This window comes from Sphingomonas sp. (genome assembly GCF_025362505.1).
Classification (GTDB): Bacteria; Pseudomonadota; Alphaproteobacteria; order Sphingomonadales; family Sphingomonadaceae; genus Sphingomicrobium.
This window is the reverse complement of the sequence record NZ_JANYGG010000065.1, coordinates 66,670-86,069: the sequence shown is the minus strand read 5'-3', so window position 1 is coordinate 86,069 and position 19,400 is coordinate 66,670. Positions and strand designations below refer to the sequence as shown.

15 protein-coding genes and 1 pseudogene are annotated in these 19,400 nt (G+C 65.2%); 13 read left to right on the top strand and 3 right to left on the bottom strand.

Going from position 1 to position 19,400, the window contains the following annotated elements; genetic code table 11:
- Positions 1-3,353: tandem-95 repeat protein (locus Q0R27_RS06175; RefSeq protein WP_293942355.1), on the bottom strand; the 3,353-nt coding region annotated here is incomplete at its 3' end.
- A gap of 596 nt (positions 3,354-3,949) precedes the next feature.
- Here Q0R27_RS06175 and Q0R27_RS06170 point away from each other — a divergent pair.
- From Q0R27_RS06170 to msrA, 3 genes are all read left to right on the top strand, one after another.
- Complete coding sequence (locus Q0R27_RS06170; protein WP_293942352.1) at positions 3,950-5,551, top strand: tetratricopeptide repeat-containing sulfotransferase family protein; 1,602 nt, start codon at positions 3,950-3,952, stop codon at positions 5,549-5,551.
- 84 nt (positions 5,552-5,635) lie between these two features.
- Positions 5,636-8,212 (top strand): TonB-dependent receptor, encoded by a 2,577-nt coding sequence (locus Q0R27_RS06165; protein ID WP_293942349.1) that lies wholly within the window; start codon positions 5,636-5,638, stop codon positions 8,210-8,212.
- A 201-nt stretch (positions 8,213-8,413) separates the two neighbouring features.
- Positions 8,414-9,073: a peptide-methionine (S)-S-oxide reductase MsrA gene (gene msrA / locus Q0R27_RS06160; RefSeq protein ID WP_293942346.1), complete on the top strand. Its 660-nt coding sequence runs from the start codon at positions 8,414-8,416 to the stop codon at positions 9,071-9,073.
- On the opposite strand, the gene cysN is transcribed toward msrA, so the two are convergent.
- Together cysN and Q0R27_RS06150 are read right to left on the bottom strand one after the other, a co-directional pair.
- Entirely contained in the window at positions 9,070-10,971 is a 1,902-nt protein-coding gene (gene cysN, locus Q0R27_RS06155; RefSeq protein ID WP_293942343.1) for a sulfate adenylyltransferase subunit CysN, read from the bottom strand. The two genes, msrA and cysN, sit on opposite strands and share 4 nt — an antisense overlap.
- Positions 10,971-11,078 (bottom strand): annotated as a pseudogene (locus Q0R27_RS06150) (sulfate adenylyltransferase small subunit); the annotation flags it as partial. The pseudogene Q0R27_RS06150 and the gene cysN, both read right to left, overlap by 1 nt.
- Positions 11,079-11,378: 300 nt before the next feature.
- On the opposite strand from Q0R27_RS06150, the gene Q0R27_RS06145 reads away from it, so the two are divergent.
- The 10 genes from Q0R27_RS06145 to Q0R27_RS06100 all read left to right on the top strand — a co-directional run bounded on the left by Q0R27_RS06145 (position 11,379) and on the right by Q0R27_RS06100 (position 19,398).
- Complete coding sequence (locus Q0R27_RS06145) at positions 11,379-12,053, top strand: hypothetical protein (RefSeq protein WP_293942340.1); 675 nt, start codon at positions 11,379-11,381, stop codon at positions 12,051-12,053.
- Positions 12,054-12,132: 79 nt separating this feature from the next.
- Complete coding sequence (gene guaA, locus Q0R27_RS06140; RefSeq protein WP_293942338.1) at positions 12,133-13,701, top strand: glutamine-hydrolyzing GMP synthase; 1,569 nt, start codon at positions 12,133-12,135, stop codon at positions 13,699-13,701.
- A gap of 132 nt (positions 13,702-13,833) precedes the next feature.
- Positions 13,834-14,457 carry a nicotinate-nucleotide adenylyltransferase gene (locus Q0R27_RS06135; RefSeq protein ID WP_293942335.1) on the top strand — a complete coding sequence of 208 codons (624 nt, stop codon included), beginning with the start codon at positions 13,834-13,836 and terminating at the stop codon, positions 14,455-14,457.
- A gap of 86 nt (positions 14,458-14,543) precedes the next feature.
- Positions 14,544-14,870: a ribosome silencing factor gene (rsfS, locus tag Q0R27_RS06130; protein WP_293942368.1), complete on the top strand. Its 327-nt coding sequence runs from the start codon at positions 14,544-14,546 to the stop codon at positions 14,868-14,870.
- An 8-nt stretch (positions 14,871-14,878) separates the two neighbouring features.
- Positions 14,879-15,301 carry a 23S rRNA (pseudouridine(1915)-N(3))-methyltransferase RlmH gene (locus Q0R27_RS06125; RefSeq protein WP_293942333.1) on the top strand — a complete coding sequence of 141 codons (423 nt, stop codon included), beginning with the start codon at positions 14,879-14,881 and terminating at the stop codon, positions 15,299-15,301.
- A 4-nt stretch (positions 15,302-15,305) separates the two neighbouring features.
- Complete coding sequence (locus tag Q0R27_RS06120; RefSeq protein ID WP_293942331.1) at positions 15,306-16,493, top strand: peptidoglycan DD-metalloendopeptidase family protein; 1,188 nt, start codon at positions 15,306-15,308, stop codon at positions 16,491-16,493.
- A gap of 33 nt (positions 16,494-16,526) precedes the next feature.
- Positions 16,527-17,858: a S41 family peptidase gene (locus Q0R27_RS06115; RefSeq protein WP_293942328.1), complete on the top strand. Its 1,332-nt coding sequence runs from the start codon at positions 16,527-16,529 to the stop codon at positions 17,856-17,858.
- 4 nt (positions 17,859-17,862) lie between these two features.
- A complete protein-coding gene (locus tag Q0R27_RS06110) occupies positions 17,863-18,390 on the top strand; it encodes a disulfide bond formation protein B (RefSeq protein WP_293942324.1) in 528 nt (175 codons plus the stop codon).
- The gene (locus Q0R27_RS06105) at positions 18,387-18,923 is read left to right on the top strand and encodes a demethoxyubiquinone hydroxylase family protein (protein WP_293942321.1); all 537 of its coding nucleotides are present in this window, start codon (positions 18,387-18,389) and stop codon (positions 18,921-18,923) included. Before Q0R27_RS06110 ends, Q0R27_RS06105 begins: the two co-directional genes overlap by 4 nt.
- Before the next feature lie 70 nt (positions 18,924-18,993).
- On the top strand, positions 18,994-19,398 hold the full coding sequence (locus tag Q0R27_RS06100) for a hypothetical protein (protein WP_293942289.1): 405 nt from the start codon (positions 18,994-18,996) through the stop codon (positions 19,396-19,398).
- Positions 19,399-19,400: the final 2 nt, after the last annotated feature.

The window sequence follows — 19,400 nt, the reverse complement described above, 5'->3', positions numbered from 1 at the left end:
CTGTCGCTCAGATGGATCACCAGCGTCGTCGTCGACTTGTCGCCGTCGCCATCCTGGATGGTGTAGACGAAGCTGTCGTTGGCTCCCGCCGGAACCACCAGGTTAGGGGTCGAGTGATAGCTGTAGCTGCCGTCGGCATTGAGCGTCAGCGTGCCGTAGCTGCCGGCGATGGTCGTGCCGACCCCGCCGCTGACCGGGCTCGCCGTGCTGCTGCCCGCAGCAACCCCGACCACGCCGCCGCCGGCGGCGAAGCCATCCGCGCCGGCAATGTCGTTATGAAGCACGCCGGCCCCCGCCGCGACGGTCAGCGTCCCACCTTCAGCCACCGACCCGGTGTCGAGCACCGCCGTCGGCACGTCGTCGACGATCGAAATGACGAGGTCGGTCGACGCCGGATCACCATCGCTGTCAGTTGCCACGACGTGGAAATCGTCATGCGTCGTGTCGCCGCTGGTGTTGACCAGCAACGTGTAGCTGTAGGCGTAATGTCCCGCGCCGTCCGACGTCACGGTAAGATCGCCAAAGGCACCATGTACCACGATCGGCGACCCGGTCGTTGCGCCGGTGACGTTGACGCCGCCGACGACCAGGCTGGCAAGCGTGTCGCCGCCGGTGGTGATGTTGAAGCTGCCGGCGGCGGTTTCGGCCGTCGAAATCGAGTTGGAACCGAACGACAAGGCTGCTTCGTCGACGCTGGTGTCGGACCCCTGGGCAATGATCACCGTCGGAATCGAGTCCGGCAGTAGGTGGATCGTCACCGTCGCGGTCGACGGATCGCCGTCATGATCGGTGATCGTGTACTGGAAGGTGACGTCACCCTCCTCGCCGGCGCTTGGCGTGTAGGTAAAGCTGCCGTCGTGGTTGTAGACAAGGCTGCCGGTCCCAGTGAGCGAACCGCCGACGACGGCGACGCCTGTGGTCAGGTTGACGCCGTCAGCGCCGGCCGTGTCGTTGGCGAACACGTCGACATGGACCGAGGCATTTTCGGGCGACTGCGTCGCGCTGTCGGCGACGGCCGTCGGCATGTCGTCGACGATGTGGATAACGAGGTTGGTCGACGCCGGATCACCATCGCTGTCGGTGACGATGATCCCGAAATTCTCCTGGTTGGTGTCACCGTCGCTCGCGACCAGCAGCGTGTAGCTGTAGGTATAACCGGTCGCCGGCGTTCCGGTGATCGTCAGGTCGCCATAGGTGCCATGCACCACGCCGCCATTGGTGACGTTGACGCCGCCAACGAACAGCGTTCCGATCGTGTCGTTACCGGTAGTGATCGACAGCGAACCAGTCGCGGTCTCGCCGGTCGATACCGCGTTCGAACCGTTCGGATTCAGCGCGGCCTCGTCGACGGTCGTGTCCGACCCCTCGGCGATGATGATCGTTGGAATCGAATCCGGCTGGAGATGGATTGTCGCGGTCGCGGTCGACACGTCGCCGTCGCCATCGGTGATCGTATAGCGGAAGGTCACATCACCCTCTTCACCCGCACCAGGCGTATAGGTGAAGCTGCCGTCGTGGTTGTAGACAAGGCTGCCGGTACCTGTCAGCGATCCGTTGACCACTGCGACCTTGGTCGCGAGGTCGACGCTGTCCGCGCCAAACGTGTCATTCGCGGTGACGGCAATCGTCACCGGCGCATTTTCGGTTGCCTGCGTGACGCTGTCGTTTACCGCCGTCGGCACGTCGTCGACGATGTTGATGACAAGGTTGCCGGTGGCAACGTCGCCGTCATGGTCGGTCACGGTGACCGTGAAGGTCTGCGACGTATTATCGCCCGAGGTGTTGTCGAGCAGCGTGTAGCTATACCCGATCGCGCTTCCCGATATGCTGGTGATGGTCAGCACGCCAGTCGCATTGGCGATGGTCTGGCCGACCGTCGTGATCGGCGTGCCGTTGATTGCGACCACCGCAGGCGAATCGCCCGGAGTAAAGGTGATCGAGCCCGCCGTTGTCTCGCTATTCGCGGCAGCATCGGAGCCGGCGGATTCACCGGTGCGCCCAGGCAGGCCGCTCTCGTAAACGGTCGTCCCTCCGCCTTCGCTGTCGGGGTTGATCAGGATCGTCGGCGTCTGATCGGCGATGCTGATCGTCAGGGTCGCGCTCGACGTATCGCCGTCACCGTCGGTGAGCGTGTAGTTGAACACGTCGCTCACCCCGCCACTCGTGCCCGGATCGCGGACATAGCTGTAGCTGCCGTCGGCCGCCATCGTCAGCGTGCCATATTGGCCGTGGACGACGAGATTGCCGGCTCCGTCGAAGCTTGAATCGCTCGCACTGCCGGCGCTGATCGCCGAGACGGCGGCCCCGTCGGCGCCCTTGGTGTCGGCGCCCGATGCGCCGCTGGTCGTGCCGTCACCAGTGATGACATTGCCGGTTTCCGGGCCATAGGCACCGGCCGCGATGGAGTCCGTGTCAGCCCGCGCCGTCGGCATGTCGTCGACAATCGTGACGTCGAGCGTGGCATTGGCGGTGTCGCCGTCGCGATCGGTTACGACGACGGTAAACAGGTCGTGGGTCGTGTCGCCGGTGGTCGGCCCGCCCAGTGTATAGCTGTAGCTAATGACACCATTGACGATGTTGGTGATGGTGAGGTCGCCATAAGCGCCGGGGATAACCTGGCCAATGCCGGTCACGTCGACGCCGTTGATCGACACCGACGTCGGATTGTCGAGGCTGGTGACGACGATCGTTCCCGTGGTGGTCTCGGCGGTCGAGTCGGGATGGCTGCCGATCGGCAATGCGCCTTCGTCGACGGTCGCCGTGGCGTTCGCCGCGCCGGCCGGCTGGTCGGGCGTGTCGATCACGACCGACGGCTTGTTGTTGATAAACGGCGCGATTTCCTTGAACACGGGCGGAGTGTATCCGAAATCGGTCGGCGGCAGCAGGTCGCCAAGTGGCGCACCCGGATCGAGCGGGCCGACCGGCACGGCGAAATTGCCGCCCGACGATTGCGACAGCCCGGCGGCGGGCTTGGGCTCGGCGTCGATCAGCAGCGCGGCGAGGTTGGTGGCGGGCACCTCGACGTTGCCGATGACGAGCTCGGGCACAAACACCGCGCCGTCGACGATGATCATCTGAGTGCCGTCGGGCAGGTTGACGACAAGATCGCGACCGACCGCATGGACGTCGTTGAGCTCGACCCCGGCGGGCAGTGTCACGACGCCATCAATGCCCGGCATCACGCGCTGCGCGTTGGCCTGGACCACGAACGGCGCGGGCGCCGTTGCGATCCCCTGCGCGGTGGGAACATGAGCGTGCCGGCTGGTCATGCCCGCCGCAGCGAGCTCCTGTCCCAGATGCTGATGAACCGAATGTCCCTGCGCGCCGCCTAGCGGAGTGTCTTCGTTTCGCATGATCAACCCTTCTGCCGCCACGGTCCCCTGACCGGGTCGAGTGTCACGCGGAGCTTCGCCTCAGCCAGTTGACCGATATCGTTAACGAAGTGGAGGAGCTCCGGGCTTCAATCAGAATTAAACCACCAGAAAGGTCGACTTGGCAAGTCCGCCCGCTATCCGACAAGTCTGCCACGGATAATCGTCGAAGCGGTATTGAAGTATTTTTCAGTTAACGTTTTGCCGATCTTCTAATCTCGCTTCCGAATTGTCTGGCTATTGAGCTCGTCTGGTCACGATAACTAAGTAGAGCGACTAGTTTGCACTTATCATTCTGCATGAACTTTACACCAACTTCGCAGTAGAACCCGATTGTGACATTTTTATAATCGAGGTTAGCGAAAGTTTAACGAGGGCTGGTTACCGCCCTCGTGTGCGCATTTCGGACTCGCAACAGCGGGCAAAACCCCTCAAAAAACTTGTCTCCGCTGGTCTCAAATTGGGACTTTCCGCATGTTTACCACGCTTTGGAGGCCGTCTTGCAGCGCGACTCGCATGCGAAATTTCCGAGTCGCGCCGGCTTGCCTAGCGCCGCGCGCACGGCCAAACCGTCGGACGTGCAAACCCGCCTCGCCACCTCAACCAATCCGCAACGCCTGCTCGACGCCGGCGCCGCTCTGGTCGATAATCGCCTTGACGTCGCCGAGCGGTTGCTACGCGCGCTCCTCAAGGACGACCCGTTCGACGTTGCTGCGATCCGCATGATGGCCGAGCTCGCCGGTCGCATCGGCCGGCTGGGCGACGCCGAGTCCCTCCTCCGCCGCGCAATCGAGCTCGAGCCCGCCTTCACCGCGGCGCGCGCCAACCTCGCGCTCGTCCTCAACCGCACCGGGCGCCACGCCGACGCGCTGGAGCTGCTCGACACCATCCTCGCCGAGGAACCCGACGAGATCGGCCACCTCAACCTCAAGGCCGCGATCCTCGGCCGCCTCGGCCGCTTCGACGAGGCGATCGCGACCTACCGCGCCGTCCTCGCCCGCGCGCCGCGCCAGCCGCGCCTGCTGCTCAGCCTCGGCACCATGCTCAAGACGATCGGCAAGCTCGACGAAGCGATCCCCGCCTACCGCGCCGCGCTCGACTTCCAGCCGAGCCTCGGCGAAGCGTGGTGGAGCCTCGCCAACCTCAAGACCTTCCGCTTCACCGAAACCGACATCGCAACCATGCGATCCGTGCTGGCCGATCCCGCGCTCGGCCCCGAAGACCGCGTCCACCTCGACTTCTCGCTCGGCAAGGCAATGCACGACGCGAAGGACCATGCCGCCGCCTTCGCCCATTACCGTGCTGGCAACAGCCTCCGCCTCGAAAGCCAGCCCTATCACGCTGCCGAAGTCACCACGCTGGTCGATCGCAGCATCGCCGTCGCCACGCCCGACCTGTTCGCGCCCGGCCGCGGCGGCGAGACCGCCGGCGATCCGATCTTCGTCCTCGGCATGCCGCGCGCCGGATCGACCCTCGTTGAACAGATCCTCTCGAGCCATCCACAAGTCGAAGGCACCGGCGAACTTCCCGATCTCCCCGCCCTCGCCCGCAGCGCCGGCCAATATCCCGGCGTACTCACGACCCTTACGCGCGAACAACGGACAGGCCTCGGCGCCGATTACCTCCGCCGCGCCGCGATCCAGCGCCAGACCGAACGCCCGCGATTCATCGACAAGCTGCCCAACAACTGGCAGTTCGTCCCCTTCATTCTCGCGACGCTGCCCAACGCGACGATCATCGACATTCGCCGCCACCCGATCGGTTGCTGCGTCGCCAATTACCGCCAGCATTTCGCGCGCGGTCAGGCGTTCACCTACGACCTCGCCGACCTCGGCCATTATTATCGCGACTATGTCCGGTTGATGGCCCACATCGACACCGTCGCCCCGGGCCGCGTCCACCGCATCTTCTACGAACAGCTTGTCGACGATACCGAGGCTCAGGTCCGCGCGCTCCTTGCCGCCTGCAACTTGCCCTTCGACCCCGCCTGCCTCAGCTTCTACGAAACCGAGCGGGCCGTCCGCACTCCGTCAAGCGAGCAGGTCCGCCAGCCAATCTATCGCGACGCGCTCGACGAATGGCGCCATTACGAACCGTGGATCGGCGATTTGGTCGACGCGCTCGGCCCGGTCACCGCCTCCTATCCCGCCGCACCCGCGACTTTTGGGACACAATCGTAACAAAACTGTCGTGCGCGTGACTTGCGTGGTTGACGTACAACGTCCCGAGCGCGCAGCGTTCCCGCCATAAAGTGAGGGGAAATCATGATCAATTCGACCTTGCGTAGGTGCGCGCTCCTGCTGGCCTCGACGGCGCTTGCCACGCCTGCCCTTGCCCAAACGGGCGCCATCGACACGCCGACCCCGCCCAAGGCTCAGGTCGCGACCGGCGACACCGCGCCCGAATCGAACGAGATCATCGTCACCGCGCAAAAACGCGAAGAGAATCTCTCCAAGGTTCCACTGTCGATCCAGGCAATCGGCACCAAGCGGCTCGACCAGCTCAACATCTCGAATTTCGAGCAATATACCAAGCAGCTCCCCTCGGTCAGCTTCCAGACCTTGCAGCCCGGCGTCACCGTCGTCTACATGCGCGGCGTTGCCACCGGCGGCGACGGCAATCATTCGGGCTCGCTCCCGTCGGTCGGCACCTATCTCGACGAGCAGCCAGTCACGACGATCGGCGGCACGCTCGACATCCATATCTACGACATTGCGCGGATCGAGAGTCTCGCCGGTCCGCAGGGGACACTTTACGGCGCGTCGAGCCAGGCGGGCACGATCCGCATCATCACCAACAAGCCCAAGCTGCACACCACCGAAGGCCGCGTCGACGGCGAGATCAACACCGTCGCCCACGGCGGCCAGGGTGGCAAGCTCGAGGGGATGATCAATCTCCCCATCGCCGACCGGATCGCGTTCCGCGCAGTGGGCTATGTCCAGCATGATGCGGGCTATATCGACAACGTCCCCGGCAGCCGGACCTACTGCGGGACGGCGATCCGCGATGGCGACGGCAATATCATTGGCTGCAATCTCGACGGGATCAGCGTCAACAACAACAACCTTGTGAAGAAAAACTTCAACGACACGACGACTTACGGCGGTCGCGCTGCACTGAAGATCGACCTCGACGACAACTGGACCGTAACGCCGACGGTGCTGCACCAGAACCTCAAGAGCAACGGGAACTTCAGTTACGATCCCGCGCTCGGTGACCTTAAAGTCGACCGCTTCTTCCCGGAAGTGCGCAAGGACAAATTTACCCAGGCGGCGCTGACCGTCGAGGGCAAAATCGGCAATTTTGACATTACGTATGCCGGTGCATATCTTGATCGCAAGACATATACGACGTCGGATTATACCGATTATTCCGATGCCTACGACCGAGCCTATTCGTCCTATGGCGGCCTCGCCAACTACTTCTATTACCAGGACGCTGCCGGCAACACGATCGATCCGCGCCAGCACATTACCGGAACTGACCATTTCAAGAAGATGAGCCAGGAGTTCCGCATCGCGAGCCCACAAGACCAGCCGTTCCGCGTCATCGCCGGCGCTTTTTATCAGCGCCAGTCGAACAACATCTTCCAGGACTATATCATCGACAATCTCGGGCCGCTGCTGTCCGTAAACGGCCGTCCCGGCACGCTGTGGCTGACCAAGCAGAAGCGCGTCGACAAGGATTATGCGCTGTTCGGCGAGGCAAGCTTCGACCTCGCGCCCCAGTTCACCATCACCGCCGGCGGCCGGCTCTTCAAATACGACAACACGCTATTCGGGTTCGCTGGGTTCGGGCGCAATCCGGCCTATTTCCAGGGCGCGGATGACAACCCCCCGCCGAATGCGGCAGGTAGTTCCCGTACGGGTGTCGCGGCGTGTCTGACGACAAGTGGCGACACGCTGCGCAATTCGCAGCTCAACGGGACCGATACGACGTTCGCCACCGGCAGCCTTGCAGGAACACCGTGCAGTAACGTCGCCGATTTCGTAGACGGCCGGGCGGTACCCAAGCGCGCCAAGGGCAATGGCTTTACTCACCGCCTCAACATGACCTTCAGAGCTGACCCCAACACCCTGCTCTACGCGACCTGGTCGCGCGGCTTCCGACCGGGCGGGATCAACCGCCGGGTCGGCGATCCCTATCAGCCCGACTATCTGACCAACTACGAGTTGGGCGTGAAGATTACCGCAATGGGCGGCGCGGTCCACTGGAACACCGCCGTCTATCACCAGATCTGGAAAAAATTCCAGTTCAGCTTCCTTGGCCTCAACTCGCTGACGGTCATCCAGAATGGCCGCGACGCAACGATCAACGGCATCGAGAGCGATATCAGCTATTCCCGCGGGGGCCTCACGCTCAACGCGGCGGCGGCGTACACCGACGCCAAGACCAAGGGCAACATCTGCCAAGGCTTCGACGCCGATGCGAACTGTACCGGCGACACGATCGTTGCGCCGTCGGGCACCCGCCTGCCAATCACGCCGCGGTTCAAGGGATCGGCGACCGCTCGCTACAGCTGGAATTTAGCGGGCGCAACCAAGGCGCACGTCCAGGTCGGCGTGGCCCATCAGAGCTCGGCGAGCACGGCGCTGCGGACCTATGATCCGGCGGTCAGGACGAACCCCGCCACCTTCCTCGGCAGGCAGCGCGCCTACACCCTCGTCGACGCCGCGACCGGTCTCGACTGGCGCTCCTTCAACGTCGAGCTCTACGTCGCGAACCTGTTCGACAAGCGCAACGACCTCAATCGCAGCACCGCGTGCAGCATCTGCACCCGGACACTCATCGTGCCTGGCACCCCGCGCACGATCGGACTGCGCGCCGGCTACAAGTTCTAAGGTCCTTGTTCCCCCTTCCGCTCTCGCGGGCGGGGGGGGGCTTCGTTCAGCGCGGAGGACGGCGCTGCAAGAGGCCGCGAAAAACGCGCTACACTGTCTAGCGTGTCTACTTGGCTCGGCATCTGCCCGCGCGCTTCACTCGTTCCTCCTCCGTTCAGCAAGCCGCGCTCATCAGCGCGTCAACGTTCGCGGAGAGACCATATGACCAGGCCGATTTTCATCCCCCTCGCCGTGCTCGGTGCGCTGCTCGGCGTCGCCGCTGCCGGTTCTTCGTCGGCCCTCGTCACCGCCCCGCGCCCGACGATCGATGTCCCCGCCACCGCCAATCGCGAAGTCGCGGTGCTCGCCGGTGGGTGCTTCTGGGGGGTCGAGGGGGTTTATCGCCACGTGAAGGGCGTGATCGACGTCAGCTCGGGCTACAGCGGCGGCTCGGCCTCCACCGCGCGCTACGAGGCAACCTCGAGCGGCACCACCGGCCACGCCGAATCCGTCCGCGTCGTGTTCGACCCGACCAAGGTCAGCTACGGCGAAATCCTGCAAATCTATTTCTCGGTCGTCGCCGACCCGACGCTGAAGGACCGTCAGGGGCCCGACAGCGGCACGCAATACCGCTCGGCGCTGTTTCCGACGACCCCGGCGCAGGCCAAGGTCGCCCGCGCTTACATCGCACAGCTATCGTCCGCCCGTGTGTTCAACCGCCCGATCGTCACCACGATCGAACCCTTCAAGGGCTTTTACCCGGCCGAGCGCGAGCACCAGAACTTCATGGCCCGCAACCCGAGCTACCCGTACATCGTCATCAACGACCGCCCGAAGGTTGAAGCCCTGCGCCGCCAGTTCCCGGCGAACTGGCGCGGTTAAGTTGACAAATCGAGCAGCGCCTCGACGATCGCGTCGGCGGCCTGCTCGGCGGTCAACCTCGTCGTGTCGATCCGGAGCTCGGCCGTGGTTGGAGCTTCATACGGGCTGTCGATCCCGGTGAAGTTCTTGAGCTCGCCAGCCCGCGCCTTCGCATAAAGGCCCTTTACGTCGCGCTTCTCGGCCTCGGCCAGCGGCGTGTCGACGAAGATCTCGAGGAATTCGCCCGGCTCCATCATTTGCCGCACCATCTCCCGCTCTGCGCGGAACGGCGAGATGAAGGCGGTGATGACGATCAGCCCGGCATCGCTCATCAACCGCGCGACCTCGCCAACGCGGCGGATATTTTCGATCCGGTCGGCCTCGGTGAAGCCGAGGTCCTTGTTGAGCCCGTGGCGGACATTGTCGCCGTCGAGCAGGAAGCTGTGGCGGTTCATCCGGTTGAGCTTCATCTCGACGAGGTTGGCGATGGTCGACTTGCCCGCCCCTGACAGCCCGGTCAGCCAGACGACCGCCGGCCGCTGGTTCTTGAGCTTGGCGCGCTTGTCGCGGTCGACGGTGAGCGCCTGCCAATGGATGTTCGACGCCCGGCGCAGCGCGAAATGGATCATCCCCGCCGCGACCGTGGCGTTGGTCACCCGGTCGATCAGGATGAACCCGCCGAGCGCCTTGTCCTCGGCATAGGGCGCGAACACGATCTGGCGGTCGGTGGCGATCTCGGCAACGCCGATCGCGTTCAGCTCGAACGTCTTGGCGGCGAGATGCTCCATCGTGTTGACGTTGATCTCGTATTTCGGCGCCTGGACGGTCGCGCCGACGGTCTGGCTGGCTAACTTGAGCGCATAGCCGCGTCCCGGAACCAGCGGCTCCTCGCTCAGCCAGACGAAGCTCGCCTCGAACCGGTCGGCGACCTGCGTCGGATCGCCGGCAACGACAATGACGTCGCCGCGCGAGCAATCGACCTCATCCGACAGGGTCAGCGTCACCGACTGGCCCGCAATGGCCGACGCCTGATCGCCTCCGAACGTCACGATCCGCGCGACGGTCGAGGTCCGACCCGACGGAAGGACCCGCACTGCGTCGCCCGGCACGATCGAGCCCGACGAGACCAGCCCCGCGAAACCGCGGAAATTCTGGTCGGGGCGATTGACCCATTGCACCGGCAGTCGGAACGGCCGGCGCAGCGCTATGTCGGTATCGAGGTCGACGGCTTCGAGCCCCTCGATCAGCGTCGGTCCCTTGTACCAATCCATTGCCGTACCGCGATCGACGACATTCTCGCCGGTCAGGCCCGACAGCGGAATGGCGCTGAATTCGGTTATCCCCATCGACCCGGCAGCAAGGCGAAATTCCCCGACGATCTCGTGAAACCGCTCGGCCGAGCAACCGACCAGGTCCATCTTGTTCACCGCGAGGATGAGATGACGAATGCCGAGCGAATGGGCGATAAAGCTGTGCCGCCGCGTCTGCGTCAGCACGCCCTTGCGCGCGTCGATCAGGATCACCGCGGCGTCCGCCGACGACGCCCCGGTGACCATGTTGCGAGTATATTGCTCATGGCCCGGCGTGTCGGCGACGATGAACTTGCGCGTCGGGGTGGCGAAGAAGCGGTAGGCGACGTCGATCGTGATCCCCTGTTCGCGCTCGGCGGCGAGGCCGTCGACGAGCAGTGCGAAGTCGATCGCCGCTCCTTGCGTGCCGCTGCGCGCCGAGTCCGCCTCGAGCGTGCTCATCTGGTCGTCGAGGATCTGGCGCGTGTCGTAAAGCAGCCGCCCGATCAGGGTCGACTTGCCGTCATCGACCGACCCGCAGGTGATGAAACGCAGCAGCGAGCTCCGACCCGAGCCCTCGAACGGCTGGGCAGAGAGCGGATCGAGCGCGTCAGGCAAAAGGCTGTTCATCAGAAATAGCCCTCTTGCTTCTTCTTTTCCATCGACGCCGCTTGGTCATGGTCGATTGCCCGCCCCTGCCGCTCCGAGCTGGTCGAGGCCATCGTCTCGGCGATCACCGCCTGCGCGGAGAAATATTGGTCTCCCACCGTCATTCCCGATTTCCTAGCAGTTCGCGCGTCAGTCGCAAATTTGCGCGCAGGCTTCGACAGGCGCCTGTCGCGCCGCGGTGACTCATTGACGACGGTCGAACGTTACTGGGCCGCCGCCGCTTGCCACGAGCCAGCGGATCGCAACCGATGATCCAGCAGATCCTGAACAACGGACAACAGTCGCTTCAGCAATGATGCAGCCGAATTGCAGCACAGACGTTGATGTACCCGAGCGAATTCGGGAAATTTGAAACAAGGAGACGCCCCATGTCTGCATATAAGAAACTGCTGGCCGGTGCGGCCGGCCTCGCGATAGTAGTCGGGGCTGCAAGCCCGGCCGCGGCGCAATATTATCCCAGCTATGGTTACGGCAATAGCTACGGCAACAACGTCGGAGGTGCAATCGGCCAAGTCATCAACGGCGTCATCTCGGCGACTCAATATGGCGGTTACCAGTATGGCAACTCAGGCTACGGCCAGAGCTATGGCTACGGCGGCCGCACGATTCAGGCAAATGTGGCGGTCCAGCAGTGCGCTGGCGCGGTTGAAGCGCGGCTCAACGGCAATGGCGGTGGTTATGGTAACTACGGCGGGTACGGCGGCGCTTACGGCGGAACCTATGGCAATAGCGGTTATGGCACCGGCGGCCGCGTCAGCGGGATCACCAGCATCGAACCGCGCAATAGAGGCGCGCTTCGCGTTCATGGCCTGATCTCGAGCAACAGTTACGGTGGCGGCTACGGCGGCAACAACGGCGGTTACGGCGGTTACGGCGGCTACGGCGGCTACGGCGGCTATAATGGCGGCTACGGTGGCGGCTACAATAGCGGCGGGTATGGCTCACCGAACCTCAGCTTCACCTGCAAGGTCGATTATTCGGGCCGGGTGATCGATCTCAACATCGAGCAACTGCGCCGCGACTACGGTTATCGCGGCTGGTAACGACCCCACTTCGGTGGACAGCGATGCGCCGGGGCCCTAGGGCTCCGGCGCATATTTTTTGCCCCCAAAGGATGCCTGAGTGACCGCCCACCCCGAAGTTTTTGCCGACACGATTCTCATTGTCGACTTCGGCAGCCAGGTCACCCAGCTCATCGCCCGCCGTGTCCGCGAGGCCGGCGTCTATTGCGAAATCGCCCCGTTTAACTCAGCCGCCGAGGCGTTCGACCGGCTCCAGCCCAAGGGCATTATCCTCTCCGGCGGTCCATCATCGGTGACGTGGGAAGACAGTCCCCGCGCACCCCAGCATTTCTTCGGCACCGGCCTCCCCATCCTCGCCATCTGCTACGGCCAGCAGACCATGGCGCACCAGCTCGGAGGTCTCGTCGCCACCTCGGACAACAAGGAATTCGGTCGCGCCTACATCGACGTCGTCGCGCCGTCCGCGCTGTTCGATGGCCTGTGGCATGTCGGCGAGAAGCATCAGGTGTGGATGAGCCACGGCGACCGTGTCGAACAACTCCCCGACGGCTTCTCGATCGTCGCCCGCTCGGAAGGCGCGCCCTATGCCATCGCGACCGACGAGGCGCGGCGCTTCTATTCGATGATGTTCCATCCCGAGGTCGTCCACACACCCGACGGCGGCAAGCTGCTCGCCAACTTCGCGCGCCACATCTGCGGTTGTTCGGGCGACTGGACGATGGGCGCCTTCCGCGACGCCAAGATTGCCGAGATCCGCGCCCAGGTCGGCACCGGCCGGGTCATTTGCGGGCTGTCGGGCGGGGTCGACAGCGCGGTCGCCGCCGTCCTCATCCACGAAGCGATTGGCGATCAGCTGACCTGCGTGTTCGTCGACCACGGCCTGATGCGCTCGGGCGAGGCCGAGCAGGTCGTCTCGCTGTTCCGCAACTCGTTCAACATCCCGCTGGTCCACGTCGACGCCGAGCAACAATTCCTCTCGGGCCTCGCCGGCATCACCGACCCTGAGGCCAAGCGCAAGTTCATCGGCAAGACCTTCATCGAGGTATTCGACGCCGAAGCTGCAACGGTCGGCGGCGCCGACTTCCTCGCGCAGGGCACGCTCTACCCCGACGTGATCGAAAGCGTCAGCTTCACCGGCGGGCCGTCGGTGACGATCAAGAGCCATCACAATGTCGGCGGCCTGCCCGAGCATATGAAGATGAAACTCGTCGAGCCACTGCGCGAGCTTTTCAAGGACGAGGTCCGCGTGCTCGGCCGCGAATTGGGCCTGCCCGAGGCTTTCGTCGCCCGCCACCCCTTCCCCGGCCCCGGCCTCGCCATCCGCATCCCCGGCGAGGTGACCAAGGAAAAGTGCGACATTCTGCGCAAGGCCGACCTTATCTACCTCGAGGAAATCCGCAACGCCGGGCTGTACGACGCGATCTGGCAGGCGTTCGCCGTACTGTTGCCCGTACGCACGGTCGGCGTAATGGGCGACGCACGCACCTATGACAGCGTCTGCGGACTTCGCGCCGTGACCAGCGTCGACGGCATGACCGCCGACGTCTACCCGTTCGACGCGTCCTTCCTGACTAGGGTCGCGACGCGCATCGTCAACGAAGTCCCCGGCATCAACCGCGTCGTTTACGACTACACCAGCAAGCCCCCCGGCACGATCGAGTGGGAGTGATGCAGCGCGTCACGCGATAACCGGAGGCGGGATGCGCGCTTCGGGCCGGGCAACTCGACCTCGCCCTGTTCCCGCTCCGCATGCGCCACCGCCGCTAGGCTGACAGCGGGAAGCTGCTAAAGCCCTTCCCACATGCGGCGCATCGGTCTCCTTGGCGGCAGCTTCAACCCGGCACATCGCGGGCATCGGCGGATGAGCCTGTCGGCGATGGAGGCGCTGGGGCTCGACGAGCTGTGGTGGCTGGTCTCGCCCGGTAATCCGCTCAAACCGGCCCAAGGCATGGCGCCCTATTCCGCGCGCCTCGCCTCGGCCCGCGAAATGGCGCGAGGCACGCGAATCAGGGTCAGCAGCATCGAGAGCCGCCTCGGCACCCGCTTCACGGTCGATACGGTAACCGCGATCGTCCGCCGCTATCCGACCGACCGCTTCATCTGGCTGATGGGCACCGATACTTTGCCCTTATTCCACCAGTGGAAGGATTGGCGCCGGCTTGCCCGCACCATCCCGATTGCGGTGATGTCGCGTCCGGGCTATGGAGACGACGCCCGCGCGGCTCGCGCGATGGGCTGGCTGCGGTGGTTCGTCCACCCCGCCGCCACGGCACGGAGGTGGACGAATTGGAGCGCACCGGCGATTAGCCTGCTTCGCCTGCCCCCCGACCCGACCTCCGCAACCCGCCTTCGCGCGCTTGATCTCGACTGGCATCGCCGATTCGCGGCGCCCCTCGCCCGCGCGCCATCACAGGAGCTGAATTGACCGACCCTAATCCCGCCACTGGCGGTGTCCGCGTTCCCGGCCGTCGCCCTGCAGGCCCCGCCGACGTCGCCGCGCTCCACGCGCTTATCCTGAAAAGCCTCGACGACGACCAGGCGGTCGAGACCATCTCGATCCCGCTCGCCGGCAAGTCGTCGATCGCCGATCACATGGTGATCGCGTCCGGCCGCTCCTCGCGCCAGGTGGCGTCGATGGCGACCAAGCTCGCCGACAAGATCAAGCAAGAATTCGGCAAGATCGCCCGGATCGAGGGGCTGCCTATCGCCGACTGGGTGCTGATCGACGCCGACGACGTGATAATCCACCTGTTCCGCCCCGAAGTTCGCAGCTTCTACAATCTCGAGCGGATGTGGGCGTTCGGAGACGAAAAGGACGCCAAGATCGGCGCCGCCTAGGCAGGCCCATGCTGCTGCACATCATCGCCCGCGGCAAGATAGGGCGGTCGAGCGAGGCCGAGCTGGTTGAGCGCTACCTCAAGCGAATCGCCTGGTCGACCAGGGTCAGCGAGCTTCCTGACCGCGGCGGTACCGTCCCGCCGCCACCCCCGAACAGCGTGACGATCGCCCTCGACGAGCGCGGTGAGGCGCTGTCGTCGATGGCCTTGGCGATGAAACTGGAAGCGTGGCGCGACGGCGGCAAGCGCGAGGCGCGCTTCCTCATTGGCGCCGCCGACGGCCATGGCGAAAAGGGCCGGGCGGGCGCAGACCTGCTCCTCTCCTTCGGACCGGCGACCTGGCCTCACCTGCTGGCCCGTGCGATGCTGGCCGAGCAATTGTTCCGCGCAACGGCGATCCTTGCGAACCACCCCTATCATCGCGATGGATAGGCCGATGCGCTGGTCCCTCACCTTTGCCGTGCTGCTCGCCGCGCCGCTGCTCGGAGCTCCAACTCTGGTCGGTAACGAGCCTCCCGTCGCATCGCCCGACCAGACGCTCGCCGCCGCCCGTGCCGACGTTGCCCGCGCCAGCGCCGAAGAGCAGCGCCTCACCGCCGAAGCTTCGCGCGCCGGCGACGAGGCTCAGCGCTTTGCCGGCGAACAACGCGCCGCCGCCGCCTCGATCGAGGGCGCCGAAGCCCGCATCGCCGCCGCCGAGGCCGAGCTCGTCATCGCCCGCGCCGCCGCCGCCGCCCAGCACCGGCGGCTCGCCGAACGCCAGGCACCGATCGCCGGCCTGCTCGCCGGGCTCGTTACGATGGGCCGTCGCCCGCCGTTGCTTGCACTGGCCGATGGCTCGACCGAGGAATTCATCCGCGTCCGCGCGCTGCTCGATGCCACGATGCCCGTGATCCGCGCGCGCACCGCCGCACTGTCCACCGAGATCGAAGCCGGTCATCGCGCCGAGACCTCCGCCCTCGCCGCACGCGACTCCCTCGCCCGTGAGCGCACCGACCTCGACCGGCAGCGCGTCCGCTTCGCCTCGCTCGAGGAACAGGCACTGTCCCGCAAGACCCGATTCGCCGGCCAGGCGATTGGCGCTGGCGACGTCAGCCTTGCGGGCGGCGAAACGCTGACCGCACTCGGCGACGTGGTAGCCCGTCGCCGCGCCGGCCTCGCCAACGCGCGCAAACTCGCCCAGCTCGATGCCCTACCCCCGCGTCCCACGCCCGACGAGAGCAAGCTCGGCGCGCCGCCCTTTGCCTACCAGCTACCGCTCGACGCGCCGCTTGCCGCGGGGCTCGGCTCGGTCGACGCGAACGGCATCCGCTCGCGCGGCCTGACCTTCGCCAACCCGAATGGCGTCCCACTGACCGTCCCCGCCGACGGCACAATCGTCTTCGCCGGCCCCTATCGCCGCTCCGACGGCGTGATCATCATCGACCATGGTGGCGGCTGGCTCAGCCTCATCGTCAACGCCGGGACCGCGCTTGCGAATGGCTCACGCGTCCGCCGCGGCGACCCGCTCGGTCGTGCGGTCGGCCCGGTCGAGGTCGAACTGTCCCAGCGGGGCACCAATCTGTCGCCGGCCTTCATCGCCGCTTCATCTGCAATACTGTCAAACCGCGCCAAAGGCGGCTAGACTCGCCCCCGCCGGTCTCGAAAAAGGTGTTCGATGCGCTTCGCCAAGCTTCTTCCTCCCTTCGCGCTGGTCGGCGCGCTGGCCTTCGTCCCCACCGCCACCAGTCAGCTCGCGGCGGCCGACACCGACACCTATAAAGAGCTCGAGACGTTCATGAGCGTGTTCCAGCGCGCCCGATCGAGCTATGTCGACAAGGTCGACGACCATGTCCTGATCAAGGGCGCGATCGACGGCATGCTTGCCGCGCTCGATCCGCACTCGGCCTATGCCGAGGGCGCCGACTTCCAGCAGACCAAGGCGACCACCGACGGCAATTACGGCGGGCTCGGTATCACCGTTTCGTCCGAGGACGGCGCGGTCAAGATCGTCACCCCGACGCAGGATACGCCAGCGTGGCGCGCGGGTCTCAAATCCGGCGACTACATCACCCATCTCGACGGCGAACTGCTCTACGGCTCGACCCTCGACGAGGCGGTCGAGAAGATGCGCGGCGCGCCCGGCACGAAGATCAAGCTGACCATCGTCCGCCCCGGCCGCGACAAGCCGTTCGACGTCCAGCTGACCCGCGAGAAAATCGAGCTCAAGCCGGTCAAGTGGGAGGTCAAGGACGGCATCGGCTACATCAATATCAACAGCTTCTCGGCGCAGACCGGCGCCGCGACGGAATCCGCGCTGATGTCGATTGACAAGGCCACTGGCGGCCGTCCGCTCGGCTATGTAGTCGACCTGCGTTCCAATCCCGGCGGGCTACTCGACCAGGCGGTGTCGGTCAGCGATGCCTTCCTCGACCGCGGGGAGATTGTTTCAGAGCGCGGCCGCGAGAAGACCGACATCGAGCGCTTCTACGCCCACCCCGGAGACCTCGCCCACGGCCTGCCTGTCGTCGTGCTGGTCGATGCGGGCACTGCCTCGGCGGCGGAAATTGTTGCCGGCGCGCTTCAGGATCAACGCCGCGCGCTCGTGCTCGGCGAGCGCAGCTTCGGCAAGGGCAGTGTCCAGACGGTCATGCCGATGAGCGCCGCCTCGGTCCTGCGCCTGACCACCGCGCGTTACTACACGCCGTCGGGCCGATCGGTTCAGGCGGGCGGGATCGATCCCGATATCGTCGTGCCGCAGCTTAGCGATCCCGATTACAAGCTGCGCCCGCGGCTGCGCGAGGCCGACCTGCGCAAGCACCTCTTGAGCCAGACCAAGGTCGATGATTCGATCCTCGAGGACGACGCAAACCCCGATCCACGGTTCACTGCAACCGCCGACCAGCTGAAGGCGCAGGGGGTCAAGGACTTCCAGCTCGACTATGCCCTGAAGACACTGAAGCGGCTCGCCGCCAAAGCCCCCGCCGCGCCCAAAGTGGCGACCCGCTAGGCCGATGAGCGACACCGCCCTCCCTGCGCCGCACGCGCGGATCGGCACGCAGTCGCCGGGCGCTGTCGCCCGTTTGCTGGCGCTGGCGGTTCCGGTCGCGCTGCTCGGTGGCGCGCTCTTTTCGCAATATGTCGGTCATTTGTGGCCATGTGAAATGTGCTGGTGGCAGCGTTATCCTCATGCCGCCGCGATCGCGCTGGCTGGCGCCGCGTTCCTGTTTCCGGCCGAGACATCTCGAGCGCGCGGCCTTGTGGCGCTCGCCGCGCTCGGCATCGCCATCTCCGGCGCGATCGGCGTTTATCATGCCGGGGTCGAGGCGCACGTCTTCAAGGGCTTCACCAGCTGCTCGACCTTGGGCAGTGGCAGCACCACGGCTGACGTTTTCAAGGAGATTATGAAAGTGCCGCTGATCCAGTGCGACCAGGTCCAGTGGCGTTTCCTCGGCCTCTCGCTGGCAGCCTGGAACGCGGTCATCTCGCTGCCTTCGGCAATCGCTGTCTGGGCCTTGCTCGTGCGCGGGAGGCACGCATGAGCCGCTGGACTCCGGGAGACCGCAAGCCCGACTTCGCGTCGATGCTGCGCGTCAATCAGGCCGGCGAATATGGTGCGACCCGGATTTACGCCGGGCAGCTCGCGGTGCTCGGCCGTGGCACCCCCGCCTCGCACCTCGTCGCGCGAATGGCATCGCAGGAGGAGCGCCACCTCAAGCGCTTCAACGAGCTGATGGCCGAACGCCGCGTCCGCCCCACCCTGCTCCATCCGATCTGGGACATCGCCGGCTTTGCGCTTGGCGCGGCGACCGCATTGATGTCCGAGAAAGCGGCAATGGCCTGCACCGAGGCGGTCGAGACCGAGATCGACAAACATTATGCCGACCAGCTGGTCGAACTTGGTGATAGCGATCCCGAGCTTGCCGCCGACATCCTAGATTTCCAGGCCGATGAGCTCGAGCATCGCAACACCGCGCGCGAACATGGCGCCGCCGAAGCCGCCGGCTACCCGATGCTCTCGGCCGTGATCCGCGCGGGATGCCGCGCGGCGATCAGCCTGTCGAAACGCATTTGAATGAACCCGGGGCAGCGGCTCGACCGTTGACCTCCTCGAAAGCCGATAGACTCCTCGAAAGGACGACCGCATGAAAGCCCTGTTCTCCAGTTTCGCGATCGGCGCCGCAATGCTCGTCGGCTCGACCGTGATGGAGCCGCTGCCTGCGCTGGCGCAGAGCCGTAGCGCCGAGATCCTCGTCTACGGCACCGATCCATGCCCGCGCTCGACCGATGACCAGATCGTGGTCTGTTCGCGCCGACCCGAGAGCGAGCGCTTCCGCATTCCGCCCAATCTGCGCTCTAGTGGCGCGCCGCAGAAGCGCAACAGCTGGGTCAACCAGTCGCGCGTGTTCAGCCGCCAGGGCCTGACCGGCCCGCAAAGCTGCTCGGCGGTCGGCCCGGCCGGCTACACCGGCTGCGCGCTGCAGGAAATCCACGACGCCGCCAGCGCCCGCGCCTCCGACGTCAACGCGGATACGCCGCCGCCGAAATAAGA

Coding starts and splice junctions, on each gene's coding strand:
- Q0R27_RS06165 (WP_293942349.1), top strand. CDS start 5,636: ATGATCAATTCGACCTTGCGTAGGTGCGCGCTCCTGCTGGCCTCGACG.
- msrA (WP_293942346.1), top strand. CDS start 8,414: ATGACCAGGCCGATTTTCATCCCCCTCGCCGTGCTCGGTGCGCTGCTC.
- cysN (WP_293942343.1), bottom strand. CDS start 10,971: ATGAACAGCCTTTTGCCTGACGCGCTCGATCCGCTCTCTGCCCAGCCG.
- Q0R27_RS06145 (WP_293942340.1), top strand. CDS start 11,379: ATGTCTGCATATAAGAAACTGCTGGCCGGTGCGGCCGGCCTCGCGATA.
- Q0R27_RS06135 (WP_293942335.1), top strand. CDS start 13,834: ATGCGGCGCATCGGTCTCCTTGGCGGCAGCTTCAACCCGGCACATCGC.
- Q0R27_RS06125 (WP_293942333.1), top strand. CDS start 14,879: ATGCTGCTGCACATCATCGCCCGCGGCAAGATAGGGCGGTCGAGCGAG.
- Q0R27_RS06120 (WP_293942331.1), top strand. CDS start 15,306: ATGCGCTGGTCCCTCACCTTTGCCGTGCTGCTCGCCGCGCCGCTGCTC.
- Q0R27_RS06115 (WP_293942328.1), top strand. CDS start 16,527: ATGCGCTTCGCCAAGCTTCTTCCTCCCTTCGCGCTGGTCGGCGCGCTG.
- Q0R27_RS06110 (WP_293942324.1), top strand. CDS start 17,863: ATGAGCGACACCGCCCTCCCTGCGCCGCACGCGCGGATCGGCACGCAG.
- Q0R27_RS06105 (WP_293942321.1), top strand. CDS start 18,387: ATGAGCCGCTGGACTCCGGGAGACCGCAAGCCCGACTTCGCGTCGATG.
- Q0R27_RS06100 (WP_293942289.1), top strand. CDS start 18,994: ATGAAAGCCCTGTTCTCCAGTTTCGCGATCGGCGCCGCAATGCTCGTC.